A 21,450-nucleotide genomic window follows, 5' to 3' on the forward strand; every position below is an offset into this window, starting at 1 on the left:
TCCGCTCATTCCTACAAAAGATTACTAATTTCATAACATAACTTGTATTATGTATTTTTTCATAAAAACTCCTATTGAATCAATTTTTAATTATTAATTAATAAATCCATAAAAAATAACCCTGTTTAAATTATAAACAGGGTTATTTTTTATATTGAGCAAGAGGATTGCCCTTCGCCATTTTCTTTCGGTTTGTTTACGATAATGTCGCAAACCAGTTTTTCATGGCTTTGTTTTAAAATAATTCGCTCCGGGTGCGTATACACATTCAGTGATTGATTCCTTACAAATCCAATTGTGGTGATTCCCAGCTCCTCTGCAGCCTGAAGGGCGAGCTCGGTCGGTGCGGATTTTGAAATAACAATCTCGCAGCCAATCTTCGCGACCTTCAATAATATTTCGGATGATATCCGTCCGCTGAAGACGAGGACTTTATCACGTATCGAAATATTATTGCGGAGACAATATCCGTAGATTTTATCCAGGGCGTTATGCCTTCCGATATCCATTCTGCCTAGCATCGTGCCACTCAAATCACATAACGCGGCATTATGGACTCCGCCTGTCCTTTGGAACATCTCCGCGGATCCCTGAAGATCGTTCATTAGCCGGAAACAATCCTCCGGAGTGACTTTTACGCTTACTTCCCGCATCTTCTTTGCGGTCAGCGCGTCATTTACGAAGACAAAGCCTTGCCTGCTCATTCCGCAGCAGGATGTGATATAGCGCTTGTTCTGCAGCTTTTGATAATATGGATTGATTTTGTTTGTTTTCACGTTTACAATTCCATCTTTTTCCTGAATCCAAATTTCGCCGATATCTTCAAACTTCTTGATAATTCCTTCAGAAGCCAGATAGCCGATGACCATATCTTCTATAAATTCTGGTGTGCAAACCATTGTCACGAATTCTTCGCCGTTTATTTTGACTGTTACCGGATACTCTGTTACGATGCTGTCTTCAATCCACTCGGCGCCCGCAGGTGAAAAATGGAGGATTTCCCGCTTAATTTCCAGCTCTTTCATGCCCCTACCCCTTGCTTATGTAATGTCTTTATCGAAAATAAATACAGAGATGCCGATATCCTCTTCGACTTTTATATCTGAGAACAAGTGGACCAGGTTTGCTCCGACCAGTTCATTCATCCCTTCCGGCGTGCCGCTTTTGTACACATCCTGAATCAGCTTGGTTCTCGCTGCATGTACCATGTCCCGCCCTTCGGGAGTCCTCGCGATAAATTTTTCCGTTGGAGTCAGATTTCCGTACAATGTTGAAATTGCTTTATTTTCAACAAAAACGGTCTGGATCTTTTCCGGTCCCTTTCCGAACAATTCCTTCCTCAGCTTTCTGAGAATGTCATTGAATTCGTGGATTTTTTTTGACATACTCCTATCACCTGTTTACTCTTTTTTCTTTATTTATTGTTAAAATAAGCTTGTACTTCTGTCATTTGATTATCATAAAACAATTTTCATAAAAAAAAAAGCAAGAGATTTTAAAATGTAAACAAATTGTGAATTTTTAATTGTGAACATATTGTGTATTTTGTAAAACAGGTTTATAATGATTCATTGTTGGACCTGTAATAATGATATTGTTATAGGTCTATCGGATGATTACATAAAATGGATTGGTAATTTAGTAAGTTTTGCTAATTAACTATTCCACCATGAAAGCGCATTCTCTTTCTTTCAAGGAGAACTGTGTCTTCGTGGTGGTTTTTTTATTTTGAAAGGAAGGGTAAAAATGGCTATTGATACAATAAGCCTGATCGGGAAAGATGGGTCTCTGAACATACTTGCGAGGGACACCATAAGCGTCATGATAAACAATGAGAAGTATACGGCTGATAAAGGGAAGACAATCTTGCAGATCATCAATGAAAACAACATCGAACATCCGCAGATTTGTTATGTACCCGAAGTAGATCCGATTCAAACATGTGACACTTGTATAGTTGAGGTAGATGGGAAGCTTGTCCGTTCATGTTCTACTGTAGCTGAAGACGGGATGTATATCGATCTTTCGTCAAGCCCGGCTCAAGCCGCGCAAACAGAAGCGATGGACCGCATCCTCGAAAATCATCTATTATATTGCACAGTGTGTGATAACAATAACGGAAATTGTAAGCTGCATAATACAGCAGAAATGATGGGAATCGCCCATCAGAAGTATCCGTACAGGCCAAAGGTTACAACCGATCAGGTTGATATGTCACATCCGTTCTACCGCTACGACCCTAACCAATGTATCGGTTGCGGCCAGTGTGTAGAGGTTTGTCAAAGCCTTCAGGTTAATGAAACAATTTCCATCGATTGGGAAGCGGAAATCCCGCGTGTAATTTGGGATGACGGTGTTGCAATCAACGACTCTTCATGCGTAGGCTGTGGACAATGTGTAACGATTTGCCCATGTAACGCATTGATGGAAAAATCAATGCTTGGCGAAGCAGGTTATATGACAGGGCTAGATGAAGAGATGTTAAATCCAATGATCGACCTGGTTAAAGAGGTTGAGCCTGATTATACAACCATTTTTGCCGTGTCTGAAGTGGAAGCTGCCATGCGTGATACTCGTACAGTGAAAACAAAAACTGTTTGTACCTTCTGCGGCGTGGGCTGCTCATTCGAAGTTTGGACTAAGGACCGTAAAATTCTTAAAGTCCAGCCTTCACACGATGCACCTGTTAACGCAATCTCTACTTGCGTAAAAGGGAAATTCGGCTGGGATTTCGTAAACTCCGAAGAACGTATCACTACGCCTCTTATCCGTAAAGATGGTGCTTTCGTTGAAGCAAGCTGGGATGAGGCTCTTGATTTAGTCGCAAGTAAATTAGGCGGAATCAAAGAGCAATATGGCAAAGGCTCAGTTGGATTTATTTCTTCTTCTAAAATCACAAACGAAGAAAACTATGTGATTCAGAAAATGGCACGCCAAATTTTTGAAACAAACAATGTGGATAACTGCTCCCGTTATTGCCAGTCCCCTGCTACGGATGGACTATTCCGTACAGTGGGTATGGGTGGAGACGCAGGAACTATCAAGGATATTGCCAAAGCAGGCCTCGTTATTATCGTAGGTGCCAACCCGGCAGAGGGACATCCGGTTTTAGCCACACGTGTAAAGCGTGCCCATAAATATCATGGCCAAAAGCTTATCGTTGCGGATTTACGAAAAAATGAAATGGCCGAGCGCTCCGATATCTTTATCAGCCCAAAGCAAGGGACAGACCAGGTTTGGTTGATGGCTGTTACCAAGTACATGATTGATCAAGGATGGCATGACCAGAAATTCATTGAGGAGAATGTTCACTTCTTCGATGATTTCAATACAGTACTTGAAAAATATACATTGGATTATGCTGAAAAACATACCGGCATTAAGAGAGATACTCTTGTAGAAATAGCTGAAATGATTCGTGATGCGGATGGCACATGCGTCCTATGGGGCATGGGTGTTACTCAAAATACGGGCGGTTCTGATACTTCGGCTGCTATCTCTAATCTCCTTCTTGCAACAGGTAACTATCGTCGTGAAGGTGCAGGAGCCTACCCTCTTCGCGGCCATAACAATGTACAAGGTGCATGTGACCAAGGTACTCTGCCAGGATGGCTTCCAGGCTATCAGCATGTTACAGACGATGTTGCACGTGCAAAATATGAAAAAGCATACGGTGTCACCATCGATTCCACACCAGGTCTTGATAACATCCAAATGCTTCATTCTATTGACGAAGGCAAGATGAGAGCAATGTATCTTGTAGGTGAAGATATGGCATTAGTGGATTCCAACGCCAACCATGTACATGATATCTTATCAAAGCTTGATTTCTTCGTTGTCCAGGATATTTTCTTATCAAGAACAGCTCAGTATGCGGATGTAATCCTTCCAGGTGTCCCTTCTCTTGAGAAAAATGGAACATTCACGAATACTGAACGACGTGTTCAAAGATTGTACCAAGCACTTCCTGAATTAGGAAATGCAAAACAAGATTGGTGGATTACTCAAGAGATTGCAAACCGTTTAGGAGCAAACTGGAGCTACAGCCATCCAAGTGAGATCATGGCGGAAATGGCAAGCCTGTCTCCTCTTTTTGCGGGTGCAACTTATGACAACCTTGAAGGCTGGAACAGCTTCTTATGGGGCAGCCACTCTGGGGAAAGTACTCCACTGCTTTATGTAGATGGCTTTAACTTCCCTGATAAAAAAGCCCGATTTGCACTGTCTGACTGGTCCAAACCAGTTGAGTTCCCTGAAGAATACGACCTTCATATCAATAATGGCCGTATGCTTGAGCATTTCCATGAAGGAAATATGACGAACAAATCAAAAGGTATCCAGTCCAAGGTTCCTGAAATATTCGTGGAGGTTTCACCTCAGCTTGCCGAAGAACGAGGCATTCAGGATGGTTCTCTAGTACGGCTTGTTTCACCTTATGGAGCAGTTAAATTAAATGCTCTTGTGACGGATCGCGTAAAAGCAAATGAACTGTTCCTGCCGATGAACTCAGTGGACAAAGATTCTGCAATTAACTTCTTGACTGGACCTGCCATGGATGCGCGTACTCATACACCTGCATACAAGCAAACCATGGTGCGTATGGAGGTTATACGAGTGGACGGAGAAAGACCTCTACCTTCCATCAACCACAGAAATAAAAAACGCAACCCGCAAAACGGTGTAGAAGTAGAACGGAAATGGAACCGTCCTGGTTACGTCCATCTGACAACGCACTAATCGAAAGGAGGGAAAATAATGGCCCAGCCAATAAAAATCATTCAGAAAAAGGAACTTACTGCCGAAGAGCTGCAGCAACAGAAGCTCGAAGAACTAAAGTCCCTTTTAACTGACAATAAAGAAGCCCTCGACAAAATGATGGGAATTGCCGGCGAGCTGAATGACTTGGGAGTGCTTGAAGCTGCCTCAGCCATGCTTCAAGCGAAGGATAAAATCGCAAAAATTGCTCTCGGCCAGGTTACACGTGAACCTGTAACAAATCTGGTAAATGTGCTGATGGGAGCTACCGGTGCTATGATGAGTGCCGACCCAAAAGCCACTGAAACTGTGGTGAAAAGCAGCATTGCAGGCTTGCATGAAGCAAATGAGCATTTAAAGAGCAACAAAAAAACAGGTGTCCGCGATTTCATGAAAGCAATGAATGATCCCGACATCAACCGTGCCGTGGGCTTCGGTATCCATTTTCTACGAGGAATGGGAAAAGCATTAAAACATGAAGATAACCATTAATAACATAGATGTAACGCGAAAGTAACATCTCCCCCGCCTCCTCCATGTTTAGAGGCGGGGTGTTTTATGGTAAACAACTTACATAACTGGAATTTGTATCATTCATTTTCTTTCATTAGGAGGATTTCAACATGGCATTTCGCAGTCCACAACAGATCGCAGAAACTGCAGTCGAAGCTGGTGTCAAAAAAGCGTCTTTATCCCTTACTAATATGCTGGTACTCGGATTTTTAGGCGGGGCTTATATTTCTTTAGGTTATTTATTGTACATTCGTGTAACCGCTGGCATGCCTGCAGAATGGGGAACATTGACCCAATTATTTGGAGCGGCAGTCTTCCCTTTAGGCTTGATTTTACTAGTTATTGCCGGAGGCGAACTTCTCACTGGAAACATGATGGCTTTGCCAATTGCGGCACTGAATAAAAAAGTCGCGATTTCCAAGGTATTAATAAATTGGTTTTGGATCACGATTGCAAACTTCATCGGTGCCTTGTTTGTCGCTTATTTCTTTGGCCATATTGTGGGATTAACAGAAATAGAACCTTTTCTTCACAAAACAGTTGCAACAGCAGAAGCAAAGCTTGATTCTTCCTTTATTCAAAGCCTTGTATCTGCAATAGGATGTAACTGGCTGGTTGCATTGGCTGTCTGGATGTCTTACGGTTCCGAGGATATTGGCGGTAAAATTTTGGCCATTTGGTTCCCAATCATGGGCTTTGTCGCGATTGGTTTCCAGCACGTTGTCGCAAACATGTTCATCATTCCGGCCGCCATATTTGCAGGACACTTTACCTGGATCGATTATCTAGGCAATTTTGTTCCCGTTTTCATCGGGAATGCCATCGGCGGCGCCATTTTTGTCGGTTTCATTTACTGGTTTTCATACCTGCGTCCAAATAATAATTAAAAGAAAACCCCTTTCTTCTGCGAAAGGGGTTTTTGATATTGCATGTTTCTTGTATATATGAATAAATGAAAATTTCTCTCATTTAATTGCCAACCTTGAAATATACTGGATGGTACCCTGTTCTGCTTCAAAGTTTGCTTCAAATAAGTAACTGCCTTTTTTATCCGGAACATAAAACGTTCCATGGTGATTTTCAAGTTCCATCCTTTTTCCCTCATGGTTAATGAAAATCTTGACGGCTTTCCCAGTCAGCTCAGCTCCTTTTTCCTTTATAAAATCGAACTTTCTTGCCGCTTTTAAGGGATATTTCAGAATTCTTCCTGGCGAATGCTTGGATATCGGCAATATTTTGCTCTACAGGCAGACTGCTTTCGTGTCTCCATTGATAATTTGCTTCTGGAATGAGTTCGGTTTGCAGGACTGTACTTAAATAGCCACTTGGAATAGGAGTTGTATCTTGTGCTATTTCCGGGTCACTTACCTCATGTAAAAATATTGCTGATAATAACATGGATAGTAAAACAATGCCATTAATTAATATTACGGAAACTGCTGGAAATGCCTCCCTATTCATACTTCATCCCCCATGGATGTAATGTTTGCCTAAATATTAGTTCAGCATGGCGATGCTCTTTCCCTGCTTTTGTAAATAAAAAGCAGTATGACATCATCATATTGCTTTCTATCTTTTGCGTTTCAGTTTCCTGGCAAGCCTCGAAAAAAATCCTTGCTTTTTTTGTTGCCCATTTTGACTTTTTCGTCTTTTTTCCACCGTTATGATCTCTTTGTCAATTGCCGTGTCATAAGCTAAAACAAGGCCTAAATCAGAGTGTTTTCCGTTATCTGCAACGATTTTGAAAGCCACTTTATGTTTGGTTGCCAAATCGATATATTTTGAGATTTCAGAGTATTCCATAGCACCGTTTAATAATAATGTCGCAGTTGGATTCTTCTGCAGCATGCTCGTAATTTCAGGGTACACTGTTTTTTCCCTGACCTGCCCCTGGGATAAAACTACGACCACCCTTTCACGAAGTGTGCCCAAGTATTTTCTGCGTTCTTCCGGTTTTATTTCCTTTTTTCCATGAATCCCCTGTTGGAGCACTTCATCCACGGTTTGCCTAGACATATTCATGCCTCCTAACTTCTCTCTCACCTTATTAAATGAACTTTTCCCGTTCCTGACACCTGTAATTATAGATTCTGCACAGACGCTGTTCCTTAATCAGTTTTTTAAAGGTAATCCATACTGTAATTAAATTGTAAAAGTATTTACATTTTTGTAATCAATAGCCAGTCTTGCCGCATAGGATGGTAGGGTTAGAATTCAACACAGATAAAAAGGAAGGGAAGAAATGAGAAAAATTCTGCTTAGCGCCATTTTGGTTTGTTTCATGGTAATGGGTGCCACCCCTGCTTTTGCGGCTGGAAGCCAATTCATCATCATCAACAAATCAAATAACCAGTTAGGGTACTATGAAAACAGCAAGCTGACAAAAGTATTCCGGGTTGGCACTGGAAGAAGTGCATCGTATACGCCGGAGGGGAAATTCAAAATTGTCAACAAAATCGTCAATCGCCCTTATTACAAGGGAAACATCCCTGGAGGCAGCCCGCGCAATCCATTAGGGAACAGATGGCTTGGCCTTAATGCTCGCGGTACCTGGGGAACGACCTATGCAATCCACGGCAACAACAATCCAAGCTCAATCGGAGGTTATGTAAGCAGCGGCTGTGTCAGGATGCATAATAGTGAAGTACAGTGGCTTTATTCAAAAGTGAAAGTAGGCACCCCTGTCATCATTACAACCTCTGGAAAATCTTTTGACTCGATAGCAACAGCAAGCGGATATAAAGTAAAAAAATCCACTATTACCGTTCCTGTATCCTCTTCGGCAGTTTTGAAAAAAGGAAGCCGTGGGGATGAAGTGATAGAACTGCAGCGGACTCTTACAAAACTTGGCTACAATACAAAAGGTATTGATGGTATTTTTGGAGCTGCCACAGATGCAGCAGTCCGAAAGTACCAAAAAGCCAAAAACCTGAAAGTTGACGGCATTGTCGGCCCGGCAACTAAAAAAGCATTGGGAATGATATGAAAAAAAGGGTAACCCGAGTTATAATACGGGTTAACCTTTTTTGATTTTCTTATAGTCTCGTCATTGAAATAAAGTATCTGCCCTTTGGGCAACTTATAGACAAGGTTGGGAGGTGTATCATTTTGTCTGATGTTTTAGTGGAAGGCATTCTTCAAGCAGTACTTTCCGCAGGATGGATTGGCATGTTTATAGTCCTCGGTTTCATACGTTTGGAGAGATAGTGTTATCTGCTCCTTTACTTCTGGTTAACGGTCAAAACCATTTCGGACTGCATATAGGGCAGCCTGTGTCCTGTCCTGTAAATTGAGCTTAGCAAGAATATTCGATACATGTGTTTTAACTGTTTTCTCAGTAATAAACAATGCTGCTGCAATCTCTTTATTGCTCTTCCCGTTTGCGATTTCTATTAGTACTTCCTTTTCCCTCGCGGTCAATTCTTCCAGTGAACTGTGTTTTTCCTGTTTGCCCTGCAGGTGGAATAATAATTGTGATGTAATTTTCGGGTCTAATTGATTTTCCCCGCCTACCATCTTATGTATCCCCTCAACAAGCTTATCAGGGTCACTGTCCTTAAGCTGGTAGCCCCCTGCCCCCGCTTCTAATGCTGGCAGTACATGGTTCTTGTCGGAAAAGCTTGTTAGGATCATGATTTTTGCCGCTGGATTTTCTTCACGGATTTTCCTTGTCGCCTCCACTCCATCCATTACAGGCATCGACAAATCCATTAAGATGATATCAGGTTCCAAATCTCGGGCTTGTTCCACGGCTGCAAGCCCGTTTTCCGCTTCACCCACGATTTCAAGCCCTTTTTGTGTTTGTAAAAATAAAACAAGTCCTTTTCTGACGATATGGTGATCGTCCGCTACTAAGATTCTGATTGACACGTGAAGTCCTCCTAAAAGGGAATTGAAACGGAAATGGTAGTCCCTTTCCCATGACTTGTATGTATGCTAAAATGGCCGCACGCACCCTCCGCCCTGTTTTTCATGTTGGCCAGCCCCAATGTGGGAATTTCAATGGCGGGATCATATTGAAAACCGCACCCATTGTCTTTGATCACCACTTCTACATGATCTGGTTTAAAGACGAAATCAAAAAAAATTTCCCGCTCCCCGGCATGTTTTTGGCAATTATTGATGGCTTCCTGGCCAATCCTCCAAAGCAGTTCTTCGATTTGAGCAGGCAGCATGACTACTCCTTTTACCGAAGTGTGAACCTGTAAGCCGAGCATTTCCCCATATCCAATCAAAGCGCTGATGATGCCCTTCTCCAGCCCTTTTGGCCGCAGCTGCCAGATGAGGGCTTTCATTTCCGCCTGTGCATACTGGGTAATACTCTGAATATTCCGGAATACTTCGGTGTGCTCCATATTATTTTCTGCTGCGGAACCGGCTTTTGCCATAAGATTGATAGAGTACAGCAACTGGTTGACAGAATCATGTAAATCTTGCGCGAGCCTGTTCCGTTCTTCCAACAGTGCCATCTCTTTGGCCTGCTCCGTCAACCGGATCCGCTTAATCGTATTGCCAATCTGAAATGCTATTGCTTCAAGCAGGGCCAATTCTTCGCATTGAAACCGCTCCTTGCCTGCTGAGGCAACATTAAGGATGCCAAACCTCTCTTCCCCCGACCGCAACGGAACAGTCGCGTGGTGGGTCAAACCGAGAGTGTCTCCCCAATTATTTTCAATGGCATCCTCCAGCCGCTGGCATTCTATTATATTTGTTGCGTTTTGCAATTTTCCCTTCATATAGCGGTTCACACACCAGCAATTTGAACCGCACATAGGCTTATACTTTTCATTCAATAACGCGGGTGGAAGATTTCGTGACGCTATCATATCAAAGTTATCATTCTCGTGAAAAAGAAAGATCCAGCCTGTCTCAAACCCGGTAACCTCCAATAACTTTGATAACACATCATTAAGGACTACCGGAGTTTCTGTACCCTCATTCAGTGTGGCGGAAATTTGCTTCATGATCGTTAACTCATGCAAATGGTTTCGTTCAGCCATAATATTCTCCCTGTGATTGAAAAATTCAAATCTTTAAGTAATTTATCTCACTAACCAATATATCATGAGTTTTCGCTAAGACTCCCGATTTTCCTGCTCTTTTTTTCGTTTAAAAGCAAAAGAAAAAGCCGGAGGCTTTAATCCGGCTTTTTACCAATCGGTCGTAATTTCAAGAAGCTGATCGATATCCACGATGTTCATCTCAAGATTGTCTTCAACAATCGCAGCGGTAGCTTCCAATAACTTATCAATATCAATATTCAACATCAATAAACCCTCCTTATGACGAATAATATATGTAATATAGTTTTATTTACCCTCTCTGGTCTTCTGTTAAACATTTCGTGCTCAACAAAGTAAAATATGTGGGTAGAAAGTTTGATTTAATAATTGTCATGTGATTGTTACAGTCCGGAAATAAAATCAAGGCTTTCGTCATAAAACAAAATACGAAGTAAATAACATTTTAAGATTTAGCAAGTTTAATGGTGAAAAATATGCAAATTTAGGTTATTACAGAAGAGCTATACAAATATAATTTTTATAAAGTTCGCAAATTACGATAAGAGGTGTGTAATATGTGGTAAATGTTCTGGGGCGTAATGAACGCAATTATCTTAACATCGATTTATTTGCAGATAATCGCGGTACGTATTAGCTGCCCGATTGATTTGGAAAATGGCTAAAGAAGGGCAGCTCCTAAATTCCTTGGCTATGTGAACAAATTAGGGCTTCCTGTAAATGTTCTCATTAAGAATCTGTAAATCGCCTGTTTATTTTTTGCTGCCTCGCCCCTTTTCTGTTAAATTTTATTTAGTTTTATTTTTGTAGCAGGAGAAAAAAATGGAGAAAAAACAAAATGTCAAATTTTCAACCTTATTAGAAATACTATTCGTGTCATTTAAATTAGGGCTTACCTCTTTTGGTGGCCCCGTCGCACATTTGGGGTATTTTCGCGAGGAATATGTCAAGCGAAGGAATTGGCTGGATGATAAGACCTATGCTGATTTAGTTTCATTATGCCAGTTTCTTCCCGGGCCCGCCAGCAGCCAGGTAGGAATCGGCATTGGCACTATTCGTGCGGGAATGCTTGGGGGCCTTGTTTCCTTTATTGGATTTACCCTACCCTCTGTACTCATCCTGATTGCATTTGCATTAGTTATTGATCGACTTCAAGTTATTGATACTGGATGGGTGTATGGCCTGAAGCTTGTGGCTGTTGCGGTGGTGGCCCATGCCATTGTAGGGATGTCAAAAGCGTTGGTCCCTGATATCCCGAGAAAGTCGATCGCTTTGTTTGTCATGATTGCCATTTTGGTGTGGCCTTCCGCTTTCAATCAAGTGGTAATGATTTTGCTGGCTGGCGTTATTGGACTTTTTCTTTATAAAAATGAACCAAGGGAAAGCCAGACGGATAGTGTTTTTACGGTTTCATATAAAGCCGGACTTATCTCCCTGGGAATTTTCGTTTTTTTATTAGCTGCTCTACCATTACTGAACGCATATACCAATATCCGGTGGATCGCCATGTTTGATAGCTTCTACAGGATTGGTTCCCTAGTATTTGGTGGCGGGCATGTAGTTCTTCCGCTTCTTGAAAGCGAATTTGTGCCCGGGGGATGGCTGAGTGAAAATGCCTTCCTGACAGGATATGCCGCTGCGCAGGCTGTCCCGGGGCCGTTGTTTACCTTCGCATCCTTTATAGGTGCAGTAATTGGAGGATGGCCGGGAGGGCTGCTTGCTACTGCAGCGATATTTCTGCCGGCATATCTGCTCGTGATTGGCACTTTGCCGTTTTGGGACAGAATTCGCCGCAATCCATTTGCAGGCGGCGGTCTAAAAGGTGTGAATGCAGGAGTGCTTGGACTGTTGATTGCTGCTTTTTACGATCCAATTTGGACGAGTTCTATCTTCAAGCCACTAGACCTTGCTTTTTCGGCATTCTTATTTTTTATGCTTGCTTACTGGAAGCTTCCTCCGTGGGCCGTCGTGCTCTCTGGTGGATTGGGAGGCTGGATTCTCTCTGTTTTATGAATATTTATGCAAAAAAATCCGGTGTGGACCGGATTTTTTAGTGTTTGAAATCCGCTGTATGGCATGCCTTCACAGGAAAGGCTTAAGACTTGGCGAGTCTAGTCTGTGACTCTCTTGACAGATAGGAAAGATTCCATGACTACAGTGGTTCCTTTGCTCCTCCCTTTTTATGTAGTTTACCAGATGCATCCTGTTCAAAATTCAACAATACCTAATATCGCAGGATGTAAAGGAATGGCCGACACCCATTCCTTTTCGTTCATTCCAAATACACTGCTCGGGCAGCTTCCAGAAAAGCTCTTCAAAATAATCGCCTGACCCATCCTCCACCATTTCGTCCGGTGTGTCCAAAAAAATAATCAAAGAACTTAAATTTTTATTATTTATTATGCTCTTCATCAATAAATCCCCCCCTAACTACACTATACAAATATGCATTGGCATGCTTGGGAGGTGATTGAACTTCATGATATATTCTTCATGATCTGGTTTCGATGGACCATACCGGTTTCTTTCCTTTATCGGATAACACGCGAACATTGATGGCTTTGTAAGGCTAGTGCTTCAACACGCGTTCTACAACTTCCGAATATAACGTGCCCATCCGGCACCTCCCCCATTAAATCGACAATTTTGAAATTAACTAGTGATGCTGTCCTATACAACTCTTTATATAAAGCATAGTTTAATAAAAAGTATGAAGTTGCTACACCAAAGGTTCGCTATGGACTTTAAAAAGTGCGGAATAAAGGCCAGCCGTTCACTGTTGGCTGATAATGGTCCGGGATGATTCAGTATGGACCTTTCAATAAAACGGTCCTCTACCAAAGAACGAAAAATGGAGACCAATTTTACATTCGTAGGAGGGATATGGTGGAGAAAACAATCATTACACCTTGGGATGTCGACGAACAAATGCATGAGTTTTATGTACCCGAATATATAGAAACCATTGGTTATGAGGTACTTAAAAGCTATGACCTGTCAGTTTCAAGCATGCAATGTGTAACTACCAAGCCAGATAAAGGCGGTGCCATTTGGAAAATCGAGACTAATAAAGGGCAGAAAAGCTTTAAGCTTCTGCACCGCAGGCCGACAAGAAGCTTGTTTAGCTTAGGGGCGCAGGAATATTTGGTAGATATCCAGGCTGCGAGAGTGCCAGCCATCGTCAAAACAAAGGATGGCGTCAATTATGTGGAAGCTGGAGGTAAACTCTGGTTTGTAGCTGAATGGATTGAACCATTAGAGCCAGTTACAAAAGATCTGGAAGGAGCAAAACACCTTTGCCGCGCACTTGGAGAATTCCATCGGTTAAGCAAGGGGTATGTCCCGCCTTCCGGAGCGGAGGTTGCATCGAGGATCCATAAATGGCCAAAAAGCTTTAAAAAAACGCTTATTAAAATGGATTGGCTGCGAACGGTTGCAAATGCATATCAGGAAATGCCGGCTAGCCAGTCAATACTTGCTGTCGTAGACCAATTTGAGGAACAGGCAAGAACCAGCCTGGAAAGGCTGAATCAATCCAAATATTACGATTTAGCGAAACAAGGCAACCAATTCTGGGGCCTGGTCCATCAGGATTATGGATGGTCAAACGGACAAATGGGCCCCGGAGGCATGTGGGTCATTGACCTTGATGGTGTTGCGTTTGACTTCGGCATCCGGGACTTAAGAAAATTGATATCCGGCACTATGGCGGATTTATTTAACTGGGATGTAACGTGGGTCCGTGAAATGATTAAGGCGTATCATGAAGAAAACCCAATCACACCGGAACTTTATGATCTTCTTATGATCGAGTTTTCCCTCCCAAATGAATTTTACAAAAATATTAAGGAAGCTGTTTACGAACCTGAATTATTCCTGAATGAACAAACTACCCAGCTGATTCAAACAATTGTTGATACAGACCGGACAAAATGGCCAGTGCTCGAAGAAATCCAGAACGATTGGAAGGGTGTGTGATATATATGAAAATATTGATGATTTGTACGGAAAAGCTTCCTGTTCCCGCAGTATTAGGGGGAGCTATTCAAACTTATATTGCCGGCGCCCTTCCCTATTTAGGAAAGCAGCATGATATTACCGTCCTAGGAATTACCGAGTCCTCGCTTCCTGACCAGGAAACCGTAGATGGTATCCGCTTTGTCAGGGTACCGGGAAAAATATTTGAAGTGTACCGGGAGGGTGTTGCAGTATATGTGAAATCCAATCAATTTGACCTCATCCACATCTTTAACCGACCGCGCCTTGTCCTGGCTGTCAGGGAAGCAGCACCCCACTCAAAGATTACCCTGAGCATGCATAATGACATGTTCAATACCGAGAAAATCGATCCCGTTGAAGCGAATGCAGCATTGGAAGAGGTTGCCGGTATTGTAACGGTCAGTGATTATATTGGCAATGTCATACGGGGATTGTATCCCCAGGCGTCTTCCAAAATCCGCACAATCTACTCAGGAGTGGACCATACCCGATTTTTGCCGGGAAGCCATCCCAAAATGCAAAGCACTCGCAGCCAGCTTCGGAAAACCCATGGTTTGGAAAATAAGACGGTTATTTTATTTGCCGGCAGGCTGTCGCCCAATAAAGGTGTAGATAAGCTGGTCAGGGCCTTGCCGGAACTATCGAAAAAATTCAAGGATTTAGCATTGGTCATTGTCGGAAGCAAATGGTTCAGCCAGGACGATACGACTGATTTCATTGCCTATGTTAGGGCATTGTCAAAAAAATTGACGGTTCCTGTTGTAGCAACCGGGTTTGTTTCTCCTGATGAAATTCAAAATTGGTTTGCTGCCGCTGATTTATTCGTTTGCACTTCGATATGGCAGGAGCCATTGGCACGGGTTCATTATGAAGCTATGGCTGCCGGGCTTCCGATTGTAACAACGGCAAGGGGCGGGAATCCCGAAGTGATCCTGCCTGGAGAAAACGGACTGGTGGTGGAGAATCCAGAGGATCCTGCCGCCTTCGCGGAAAAGATATCAACAATCCTTTCAAATAAATCATTGATGAAGAAGATGGGAGAAAAAGGAAGATCGCTTGCCATTTCAGAATATAATTGGGAAAGGGTAGCATCTGATATACTTGCAGCTTGGCAGGATGCGATGGATTGGGCCTCCGAATACGTTCCGATGGAGGAAAATCTAGCAGTCGCTGCAGAAATCACGGCGAAGGAAAATCAAACAGTCGCTGCAGAAATCACGGCGGAGGAAGATCAAACAGTCGCTGCAGAAATCACGGCAAAGGAAAATCAAACAGTCGCTGCAGAAATCACGGCGGAGGATACAATCCATGAGACAGTGGGCAGTGCGGATGAAGAACTACAGGATTTGAACGCAGGCCCGGCGATTGAAACAGAAGAAACCCACATCACCAACCCGCTTCGCAGATCCATAAGAACATTTCCTAAAGAGTCTGATGCCATTTCGAAAAGGGACCGCTTAAGAGAAACGCTCCAGGAAATGCTCAGGGAATCAATTCAGGAATCAGTCAGGAGTTCCTTGTCTGAAACCATTACAATGGCAGAGACGATGCGGGAAATAAGAAGTAAACTGCGCCGAAAAAAATCATAATAAGAGGCTGACTAGTGTCAGCCTCTTGCTAAGCTTGCTTTATTTCCAACCGTCGGGCTATTAATGATAAACAATAATTTACGATAAAATACATTAGCGCTACAGTGAAAATGATCGGGATGATATATGCGTCCTTTTGGGCGTAGACGATCTGTGCATTGTGCATTAAATCCGGCAGGGCAATAATCACCGCCAGGGAAGTATCCTTCAAGAGTGAAATGAATTGGCTCACAATCGGAGGCACCATTCTTTTCAATGCTTGCGGCAAAATGATATGATTCAGTGTTTGAACATAGGTGAGCCCTGATGAGCGGGCTGCCTCTATCTGGCCCTTTTCGATCGACTTTAATCCGCTGCGGATAATTTCCGACAGCATTGCTGATTCGAATAAGGTCAGCGCGGCAATGGCTGCATACATGATGTCGAGCTTTATCCCTATTTCAGGCAATGCGAAATATGTAAAGAAAATAATCAATAACAACGGTAGGTTCCGGATTGTCTCGACCAATACGGCCAGCACCTGTGACACGACCGGAATGGACGCATAGCGAAGGATGCCGACGATCCCTCCAATCAGGAAGCTCAAGATAATGGAAATGAAAGCAACCTTTACCGTAACCCAGAAGCCCTCAAGCAAAAACGTAAGATGATCGGGTGAAAGCGCTCCAGCGAAATCCATTGTGACACCTCCCTCAATTGCTCTTAGCCAGACGTTTTTCCATGTAACCGACGCCAAGGCTCAATGGAATCGTTAAGCTTAAATAAAACAATGCTACAAAAATATAAACATCAAACGTGACATAAGTCCGGGATGAGATCAAGTCAGCATGGTACATTAAATCAAGGCCTGCAACAACTCCCAATATCGAAGAGTTTTTTACAAGATTGATAAATTGGTTCCCTAGCGGCGGAATGACAATTTTGATCGCCTGCGGCAGAATGATCAGCCTCATGGTTTGTCCATAGGTCAATCCGGAAGACCGAGCCGCTTCCATTTGGCCTTTAGGTACAGACAGTATCCCCGCACGGATTGCTTCAGCTATGAATGCAGCCGTATAAATTGTTAACCCGGTTGCCCCGGCCACCGGCCCGCTAAATCTAAGGCCAAAGAAAAAGAAAAACACGATGACCAGCAAGGGGATATTGCGGATGAATTCCACATAAACCGTTCCAAGCCAGTTTAAAGGCTTGAATGGAGCGATCCTAAAGACCGCAATAAGCGTTCCGAGAAGAAAGCTTGCAACAAGTGCGATAAGACTTGCGATAATGGTAGTCTTATAGCCTTCGAGATAAATATCGAAGTTTTCAGTCAAGATTGTAAAGTCGAGCACATTGTCTCCCTCCTAATTAATCAGGATGAGCATGATATCGCCCATCCTGATTAATGAAGATATTATTCCTTGATCCATTTGTCGTGAATTTCATCGTACTTGCCTGAATCCCTTAGCTTTTTAAGTCCATCGTTAAGGGCATCAACAAGCTCTGTATTTCCTTTTTTTACAGCGATACCGTACGGTTCTTCCGTAAACGTGCCGCCGACTAATTCATAGGATGGATCTTCATCTGCCATACCGTACAAAATCGCGTCATCCGTGGTTAATGCGTCACCCTGTTTTGATTTTAAAGCAGTAAAGGCTTCTGCATAGTTTTCAAATTCCAGCACGGTTGCTTCCGGAGCCTTTTCACGGATATTGATAGCTGAAGTAGACCCTTTTACCGCAAGTACTTTTGTGCCTTTCTTCAAATCTTCGATACTCTTGATCTTGCTTCCCTTTTTAACAAGCAGGGATTGTCCTGCTTCAAAATAGACATCCGTAAAGTCAACTTCTTTTTTGCGTTCCTCAGTGATGGTCATGGTAGCGACGATGGCATCGATATCGCCGTTATTGAGGAGCGGAATCCTGGTTTTTGATGTAACTTCTTTAAATTCTATCTTGTTTTCATCGCCCACAATTTCCTTGGCAAGCTGTCTTGCGATATCGATGTCAAAGCCCTCTACTTCACCAGTGCTTGGATTTTTTAAACCGAAAAGCCGGGTGTCGTGTTTAACGCCGATGATGATTTTGTCTCGGTCTTTAATTTGTTCCAGGGCGTTTTTGGACTCTTCCCCGCTGCCGCTCGTTTTTTCTTCCTTGCTTCCACATGCAGCCAGGATCAATACAGCCACCATTGAAACAAGTGCCAGTTTAAAAAAGCTTTTTTTCTTCAACATTCATTTCCTCCTTATGTATTAGTGATTTAAAATACGGCTCAAGAATAGCTTGGCCCGCTCCTCACGGGGGTTCGCGTAAAATTCAGCCGGTGTTGCTTCCTCCAGGATGCGGCCCTCATCCATGAAAACGATGCGGTCCGCCACTTCTTTGGCAAAGCCCATTTCATGGGTCACGACCACCATCGTCATGCCTTCTTTGGCCAAAGCTTTCATAACATCAAGCACTTCCCCGATCATTTCGGGATCGAGCGCAGATGTCGGCTCATCAAACAGCATTATTTCCGGGCTCATCGCGAGACCTCGCGCTATGGCGACACGCTGCTGCTGTCCCCCCGAAAGCTGCGAAGGATAGGATTGCGCCTTTTCGGCAATTCCAACCTTTTGAAGATAATGCAGCGCTGTTTCCTTTGCTTCTTTTTCTGATTTTCCCAGTACTTTTATTGGGGCAAGAGTTATATTTTCCAGCACTGTTTTATGTGGATACAGATAAAAATGCTGAAACACCATTCCAATGTTGCGCCTAAGCTTATTGATATCCGTTTTTTTATCTGCAACTGAGATATTATGGACGGTCAATTCCCCATTTGTGATGGTTTCAAGGTGATTGATGCAACGGAGCATCGTGCTTTTACCCGAACCTGATGGACCTATCACGACGACCACTTCTCCCTGGTTGATTGTTAGATTGATATCTTTTAATACATGAAAATCACCGTAATACTTATTGACACCCTTGAATTCAATCAAATTCTGACCTCCCTTGTATATTACTATATGTATATAGCATGGTGTTCAGAGAAGTTATGATATTATGAAAATTCTGAACCCATGGTTTATAATAGAATTATATTCTGATATGTTGAATAAAGTCAAATCGTGCCAAGGATGCTGTTACCATTATATAGGGGTATAAGAGAAGTATGTCTTTATTTTTCAATTGTTTATTTAAAAATAGATTATTAGATGGAGCAAGGTAAATAGAAAAAGCCCGGCTCAGGTTTAAAGCCGGGATTAATACATGATTATTCGATTGTCAGGAATCGAGCTCTAAACTAGTATCTTTTTTCAGCAGCTTTAGGACGATTAAGTATACAATGCCAATTCCGAGCCAAATGAATCCAAGTTGCTTTGAAAGATCATCCAGGTTCAACCATACATAGCCGATCACAGCAAATCCGATTGCGGGCAGAAGCAAGTGCCTGAAATAGTCCTTGCTCCCCTTTTTCCCAATATAATAGCTCACAACGGAAATGTGCAGGAACAAAAATGATGACAGCGCCCCAAAATTAACAACGGAAGCCAATTTATCCAGATGCGAAGCAAAAAATCCGGTTACGCCCAGGGAAATCACGGCAATCAATATAGTACTGATGTAAGGTGTGTTGAATTTTGGGTGAATTTTAGCCAAAATGACAGGAAGCTTTCGATCACGCGCCATGCTGAACAGTATGCGGGAAATCGCTGCCTGTGCAACAAGTGCGTTTGCAATACCCCATGACAGCGCTGTTGCGACAATCGTAAGGGTCTTTAGCCAAGTCCCTCCTGCTATTTCTGCAATTTGGTAAAAAGCAATATCAGGATTTTTAAAAGCATTGTAGTCAGGCCAGATCAACGCAGCTACCCAAGTTTGGATGATAAACAATCCACCCACTGTAAGTAAAGCATATACACACGCCTTCCCGATTGATTTATTTCCATCCTTGGTCTCTTCCGCAAGAGTGGAGATACCGTCAAAGCCCAGGAAGCTTAGCACAGCGATTGATACCGCCCCCATAACGACATTCATGCTGAATTCACGGTCATTATAAAGCGGGTCCATGGTGAAGTCTGCTCCATTGACTCCCTGGATAATAGCAGTTATGCCAACGGCGAGGAAAATGCCAAGAATGATTAATTCAGCAATCACGATGATTTTGTTCGCACGGGCAGTAAACTCGATTCCCAATATATTGATGACTGTATTAATGGCAATAAACAGGACAATCCACACATAAGCCGGTACACCTGGAAGCATATCTCCAAGCGCTGCAGCACTAACTAAATATAACAATGCAGGAATGAAGACGTAGTCCAATAAAATGAGCCAGCCTGCAATGAAACCGACTGAATCGTTTATGCCCCTCTGAGCATATGAATATACCGAGCCTGCGATAGGAAACGCTTCAGACATTCGGGCATAGCTAAACGCAGTAAAAATCATACCTATCATCCCGATGAGATACGCAAGCGAAACCATGCCATTCGACCCTTGTGCAACAACCCCATAGATACCAAATGGAGCAATCGGGACCATAAACACCATCCCATAAATAAGCAAGTCCCAGAAAGTCAAGGACCTCTTTAAGGCCGGCTGGGCTGTAGTGGCGCCATTTGTTTTTAATTTATGTACTTCCACTTATTCATCTCTCCTTAAAAAATCTGATATATTCCCAGCTTTTTCAGCAAGTCTTTAGAAACCAGGCACCGTGCTGTTTTTAACGGATCTACAATCTGGCTGACCTGCACCTGCCCAGCGGCGCTAAGGAGCATCGTCGCTTCCTCGATCGTAAGGCTTGTCCGTGCAAGCAAATAATCAACCATTTCCTCAACAGCTTTCTCTGCTGCCTCATCAAGCGTTTGTTTAGAAACTAAAAACGCCATGCTGTCAGCAGTTTCAACAACCGGAACAGTAAGACCCCCGCCTTTTATCACATCAAAAGTGACTGTAACCTTTGCGGGTATTTCAATGCCTGACACACATACTTCACCGTCCCCCATAGCTGCATGTACATCACCCAGGGAAAACAGTGCACCAGCATGGAAAACAGGAAAGTATAAAGTGGCTCCTTCACCTATGAGCTTTGTATCCATATTGCCGCCATGATTTCCGGGTGTCCCGCATGAAATTTCCCCTTCTTTCGGGGCCACTCCAATTACACCAACCATTGGATTCAATGGCAAGCGGATCCGATCATTAAAAATTGCTTCGTTTTCCTCGATAGACACCATCTTAAGAGAAAACTTATCAATCCGATGGCCCATGACACCGAGATCAGGACCTGTTGCCATGACACCTTTTTGTTCAAGTTCAATCTTGTCAATCTTCACAACAAGAATGTCCCCCTCCTCAGCCCCATTTACATAAATTGGCCCGGTAGCCGGGTTGATTTGTGTCCAATCAATGCTTTGATAAGAGGTTTCTGCTGATTGAATTTGATTCAAAAAACAATCGTATGTCTCGATTTCAACCGTGTCCCCGGCTGAAGCATGCATGACAGGCTGATGTTTTGCACTCATTTCATAAATATAGGAAGTCTTCTCCAAAACTTTAGCCATATTAAAAACACCCTTTCATTTTTCTTTAGATTATAAAGAAAATATG

General features: G+C 42.9%; 20 protein-coding genes and 1 pseudogene. 7 read left to right on the plus strand and 14 right to left on the minus strand.

Translation table 11 applies throughout. From position 1 onward, the window contains the following. Nucleotides 1-239: 239 nt before the first annotated feature. Both fdhD and D0466_RS02610 read right to left on the minus strand, forming a co-directional pair. A pseudogene (fdhD, locus tag D0466_RS02605) lies at nt 240-1,025 on the minus strand (formate dehydrogenase accessory sulfurtransferase FdhD); the annotation flags it as partial. Nucleotides 1,026-1,040: 15 nt separating this feature from the next. After that, the gene (locus tag D0466_RS02610; protein ID WP_117321011.1) at nt 1,041-1,385 is read right to left on the minus strand and encodes a DUF2294 domain-containing protein; all 345 of its coding nucleotides are present in this window, start codon (nt 1,383-1,385) and stop codon (nt 1,041-1,043) included. Nucleotides 1,386-1,746: 361 nt separating this feature from the next. Here D0466_RS02610 and fdhF point away from each other — a divergent pair, with 361 nt between their 5' ends. From fdhF to D0466_RS02625, 3 genes are all read left to right on the plus strand, one after another. Further along, nucleotides 1,747-4,737, plus strand: coding sequence for a formate dehydrogenase subunit alpha (fdhF, locus tag D0466_RS02615; RefSeq protein ID WP_407675598.1), 2,991 nt, complete (start codon nt 1,747-1,749; stop codon nt 4,735-4,737). An 18-nt stretch (nt 4,738-4,755) separates the two neighbouring features. After that, nucleotides 4,756-5,247, plus strand: coding sequence for a DUF1641 domain-containing protein (locus tag D0466_RS02620; RefSeq protein WP_117321012.1), 492 nt, complete (start codon nt 4,756-4,758; stop codon nt 5,245-5,247). A 131-nt stretch (nt 5,248-5,378) separates the two neighbouring features. Further along, complete coding sequence (locus D0466_RS02625) at nt 5,379-6,155, plus strand: formate/nitrite transporter family protein (protein WP_117321013.1); 777 nt, start codon at nt 5,379-5,381, stop codon at nt 6,153-6,155. Between the two features lie 78 nt (nt 6,156-6,233). Here the strand turns inward: D0466_RS02625 and D0466_RS23265 are convergent, their stop codons facing one another. From D0466_RS23265 to D0466_RS02635, 3 genes are all read right to left on the minus strand, one after another. Next, nucleotides 6,234-6,359, minus strand: a complete 126-nt coding sequence (locus D0466_RS23265; RefSeq protein ID WP_267897371.1) for a hypothetical protein — start codon at nt 6,357-6,359, stop codon at nt 6,234-6,236. A 49-nt stretch (nt 6,360-6,408) separates the two neighbouring features. Further along, complete coding sequence (locus tag D0466_RS02630) at nt 6,409-6,729, minus strand: hypothetical protein (RefSeq protein WP_117321014.1); 321 nt, start codon at nt 6,727-6,729, stop codon at nt 6,409-6,411. A gap of 108 nt (nt 6,730-6,837) precedes the next feature. Continuing rightward, nucleotides 6,838-7,284, minus strand: coding sequence for a YueI family protein (locus tag D0466_RS02635; RefSeq protein ID WP_117321015.1), 447 nt, complete (start codon nt 7,282-7,284; stop codon nt 6,838-6,840). A 226-nt stretch (nt 7,285-7,510) separates the two neighbouring features. Between D0466_RS02635 and D0466_RS02640 the strand changes: the two genes are divergently transcribed. Continuing rightward, nucleotides 7,511-8,254, plus strand: coding sequence for a L,D-transpeptidase family protein (locus D0466_RS02640; RefSeq protein WP_117321016.1), 744 nt, complete (start codon nt 7,511-7,513; stop codon nt 8,252-8,254). Nucleotides 8,255-8,499: 245 nt separating this feature from the next. Here the strand turns inward: D0466_RS02640 and D0466_RS02645 are convergent, their stop codons facing one another. Both D0466_RS02645 and D0466_RS02650 read right to left on the minus strand, forming a co-directional pair. Continuing rightward, nucleotides 8,500-9,138 (minus strand): response regulator, encoded by a 639-nt coding sequence (locus D0466_RS02645; RefSeq protein ID WP_117321017.1) that lies wholly within the window; start codon nt 9,136-9,138, stop codon nt 8,500-8,502. 11 nt (nt 9,139-9,149) lie between these two features. Continuing rightward, nucleotides 9,150-10,268 carry a GAF domain-containing sensor histidine kinase gene (locus D0466_RS02650; protein WP_117321018.1) on the minus strand — a complete coding sequence of 373 codons (1,119 nt, stop codon included), beginning with the start codon at nt 10,266-10,268 and terminating at the stop codon, nt 9,150-9,152. Nucleotides 10,269-11,111: 843 nt separating this feature from the next. Here D0466_RS02650 and D0466_RS02655 point away from each other — a divergent pair. Further along, on the plus strand, nt 11,112-12,302 hold the full coding sequence (locus tag D0466_RS02655) for a chromate transporter (protein WP_117321019.1): 1,191 nt from the start codon (nt 11,112-11,114) through the stop codon (nt 12,300-12,302). A 201-nt stretch (nt 12,303-12,503) separates the two neighbouring features. Here the strand turns inward: D0466_RS02655 and D0466_RS02660 are convergent, their stop codons facing one another. Beyond that, complete coding sequence (locus D0466_RS02660; RefSeq protein ID WP_117321020.1) at nt 12,504-12,701, minus strand: hypothetical protein; 198 nt, start codon at nt 12,699-12,701, stop codon at nt 12,504-12,506. Nucleotides 12,702-13,172: 471 nt separating this feature from the next. Here D0466_RS02660 and D0466_RS02665 point away from each other — a divergent pair, with 471 nt between their 5' ends. Both D0466_RS02665 and D0466_RS02670 read left to right on the plus strand, forming a co-directional pair. Then, nucleotides 13,173-14,267, plus strand: coding sequence for a CotS family spore coat protein (locus tag D0466_RS02665; RefSeq protein WP_407675599.1), 1,095 nt, complete (start codon nt 13,173-13,175; stop codon nt 14,265-14,267). A 5-nt stretch (nt 14,268-14,272) separates the two neighbouring features. Further along, nucleotides 14,273-15,877 (plus strand): glycosyltransferase family 4 protein, encoded by a 1,605-nt coding sequence (locus tag D0466_RS02670; protein ID WP_233522508.1) that lies wholly within the window; start codon nt 14,273-14,275, stop codon nt 15,875-15,877. A gap of 28 nt (nt 15,878-15,905) precedes the next feature. Here the strand turns inward: D0466_RS02670 and D0466_RS02675 are convergent, their stop codons facing one another. From D0466_RS02675 to D0466_RS02700, 6 genes are all read right to left on the minus strand, one after another. Further along, nucleotides 15,906-16,556 carry an amino acid ABC transporter permease gene (locus tag D0466_RS02675; protein WP_117321022.1) on the minus strand — a complete coding sequence of 217 codons (651 nt, stop codon included), beginning with the start codon at nt 16,554-16,556 and terminating at the stop codon, nt 15,906-15,908. Nucleotides 16,557-16,569: 13 nt separating this feature from the next. Further along, nucleotides 16,570-17,208 carry an amino acid ABC transporter permease gene (locus D0466_RS02680; RefSeq protein ID WP_117321023.1) on the minus strand — a complete coding sequence of 213 codons (639 nt, stop codon included), beginning with the start codon at nt 17,206-17,208 and terminating at the stop codon, nt 16,570-16,572. Nucleotides 17,209-17,270: 62 nt separating this feature from the next. Then, entirely contained in the window at nt 17,271-18,089 is an 819-nt protein-coding gene (locus D0466_RS02685; protein ID WP_117321024.1) for a transporter substrate-binding domain-containing protein, read from the minus strand. 18 nt (nt 18,090-18,107) lie between these two features. Next, complete coding sequence (locus D0466_RS02690; protein WP_117321025.1) at nt 18,108-18,836, minus strand: amino acid ABC transporter ATP-binding protein; 729 nt, start codon at nt 18,834-18,836, stop codon at nt 18,108-18,110. 286 nt (nt 18,837-19,122) lie between these two features. Continuing rightward, nucleotides 19,123-20,484, minus strand: coding sequence for an APC family permease (locus D0466_RS02695; protein ID WP_199484489.1), 1,362 nt, complete (start codon nt 20,482-20,484; stop codon nt 19,123-19,125). A gap of 14 nt (nt 20,485-20,498) precedes the next feature. After that, nucleotides 20,499-21,404 (minus strand): acetamidase/formamidase family protein, encoded by a 906-nt coding sequence (locus D0466_RS02700; RefSeq protein WP_117321026.1) that lies wholly within the window; start codon nt 21,402-21,404, stop codon nt 20,499-20,501. Nucleotides 21,405-21,450: the final 46 nt, after the last annotated feature.

This window comes from Peribacillus glennii (genome assembly GCF_003429105.1).
Lineage (GTDB): Bacteria > Bacillota > Bacilli > Bacillales > DSM-1321 > Peribacillus > Peribacillus glennii.

Bases quoted from the DNA above. Each gene is read 5' to 3' on its own strand.
- D0466_RS02610 (WP_117321011.1), bottom strand. From the start codon at position 1,385: ATGTCAAAAAAAATCCACGAATTCAATGACATTCTCAGAAAGCTGAGG.
- fdhF (WP_407675598.1), top strand. From the start codon at position 1,747: ATGGCTATTGATACAATAAGCCTGATCGGGAAAGATGGGTCTCTGAAC.
- D0466_RS02620 (WP_117321012.1), top strand. From the start codon at position 4,756: ATGGCCCAGCCAATAAAAATCATTCAGAAAAAGGAACTTACTGCCGAA.
- D0466_RS02625 (WP_117321013.1), top strand. From the start codon at position 5,379: ATGGCATTTCGCAGTCCACAACAGATCGCAGAAACTGCAGTCGAAGCT.
- D0466_RS23265 (WP_267897371.1), bottom strand. From the start codon at position 6,359: ATGGAACTTGAAAATCACCATGGAACGTTTTATGTTCCGGATAAAAAA.
- D0466_RS02630 (WP_117321014.1), bottom strand. From the start codon at position 6,729: ATGAATAGGGAGGCATTTCCAGCAGTTTCCGTAATATTAATTAATGGC.
- D0466_RS02635 (WP_117321015.1), bottom strand. From the start codon at position 7,284: ATGTCTAGGCAAACCGTGGATGAAGTGCTCCAACAGGGGATTCATGGA.
- D0466_RS02640 (WP_117321016.1), top strand. From the start codon at position 7,511: ATGAGAAAAATTCTGCTTAGCGCCATTTTGGTTTGTTTCATGGTAATG.
- D0466_RS02650 (WP_117321018.1), bottom strand. From the start codon at position 10,268: ATGGCTGAACGAAACCATTTGCATGAGTTAACGATCATGAAGCAAATT.
- D0466_RS02655 (WP_117321019.1), top strand. From the start codon at position 11,112: ATGGAGAAAAAACAAAATGTCAAATTTTCAACCTTATTAGAAATACTA.
- D0466_RS02660 (WP_117321020.1), bottom strand. From the start codon at position 12,701: ATGAAGAGCATAATAAATAATAAAAATTTAAGTTCTTTGATTATTTTT.
- D0466_RS02665 (WP_407675599.1), top strand. From the start codon at position 13,173: ATGGTGGAGAAAACAATCATTACACCTTGGGATGTCGACGAACAAATG.
- D0466_RS02670 (WP_233522508.1), top strand. From the start codon at position 14,273: ATGAAAATATTGATGATTTGTACGGAAAAGCTTCCTGTTCCCGCAGTA.
- D0466_RS02675 (WP_117321022.1), bottom strand. From the start codon at position 16,556: ATGGATTTCGCTGGAGCGCTTTCACCCGATCATCTTACGTTTTTGCTT.
- D0466_RS02685 (WP_117321024.1), bottom strand. From the start codon at position 18,089: ATGTTGAAGAAAAAAAGCTTTTTTAAACTGGCACTTGTTTCAATGGTG.
- D0466_RS02700 (WP_117321026.1), bottom strand. From the start codon at position 21,404: ATGGCTAAAGTTTTGGAGAAGACTTCCTATATTTATGAAATGAGTGCA.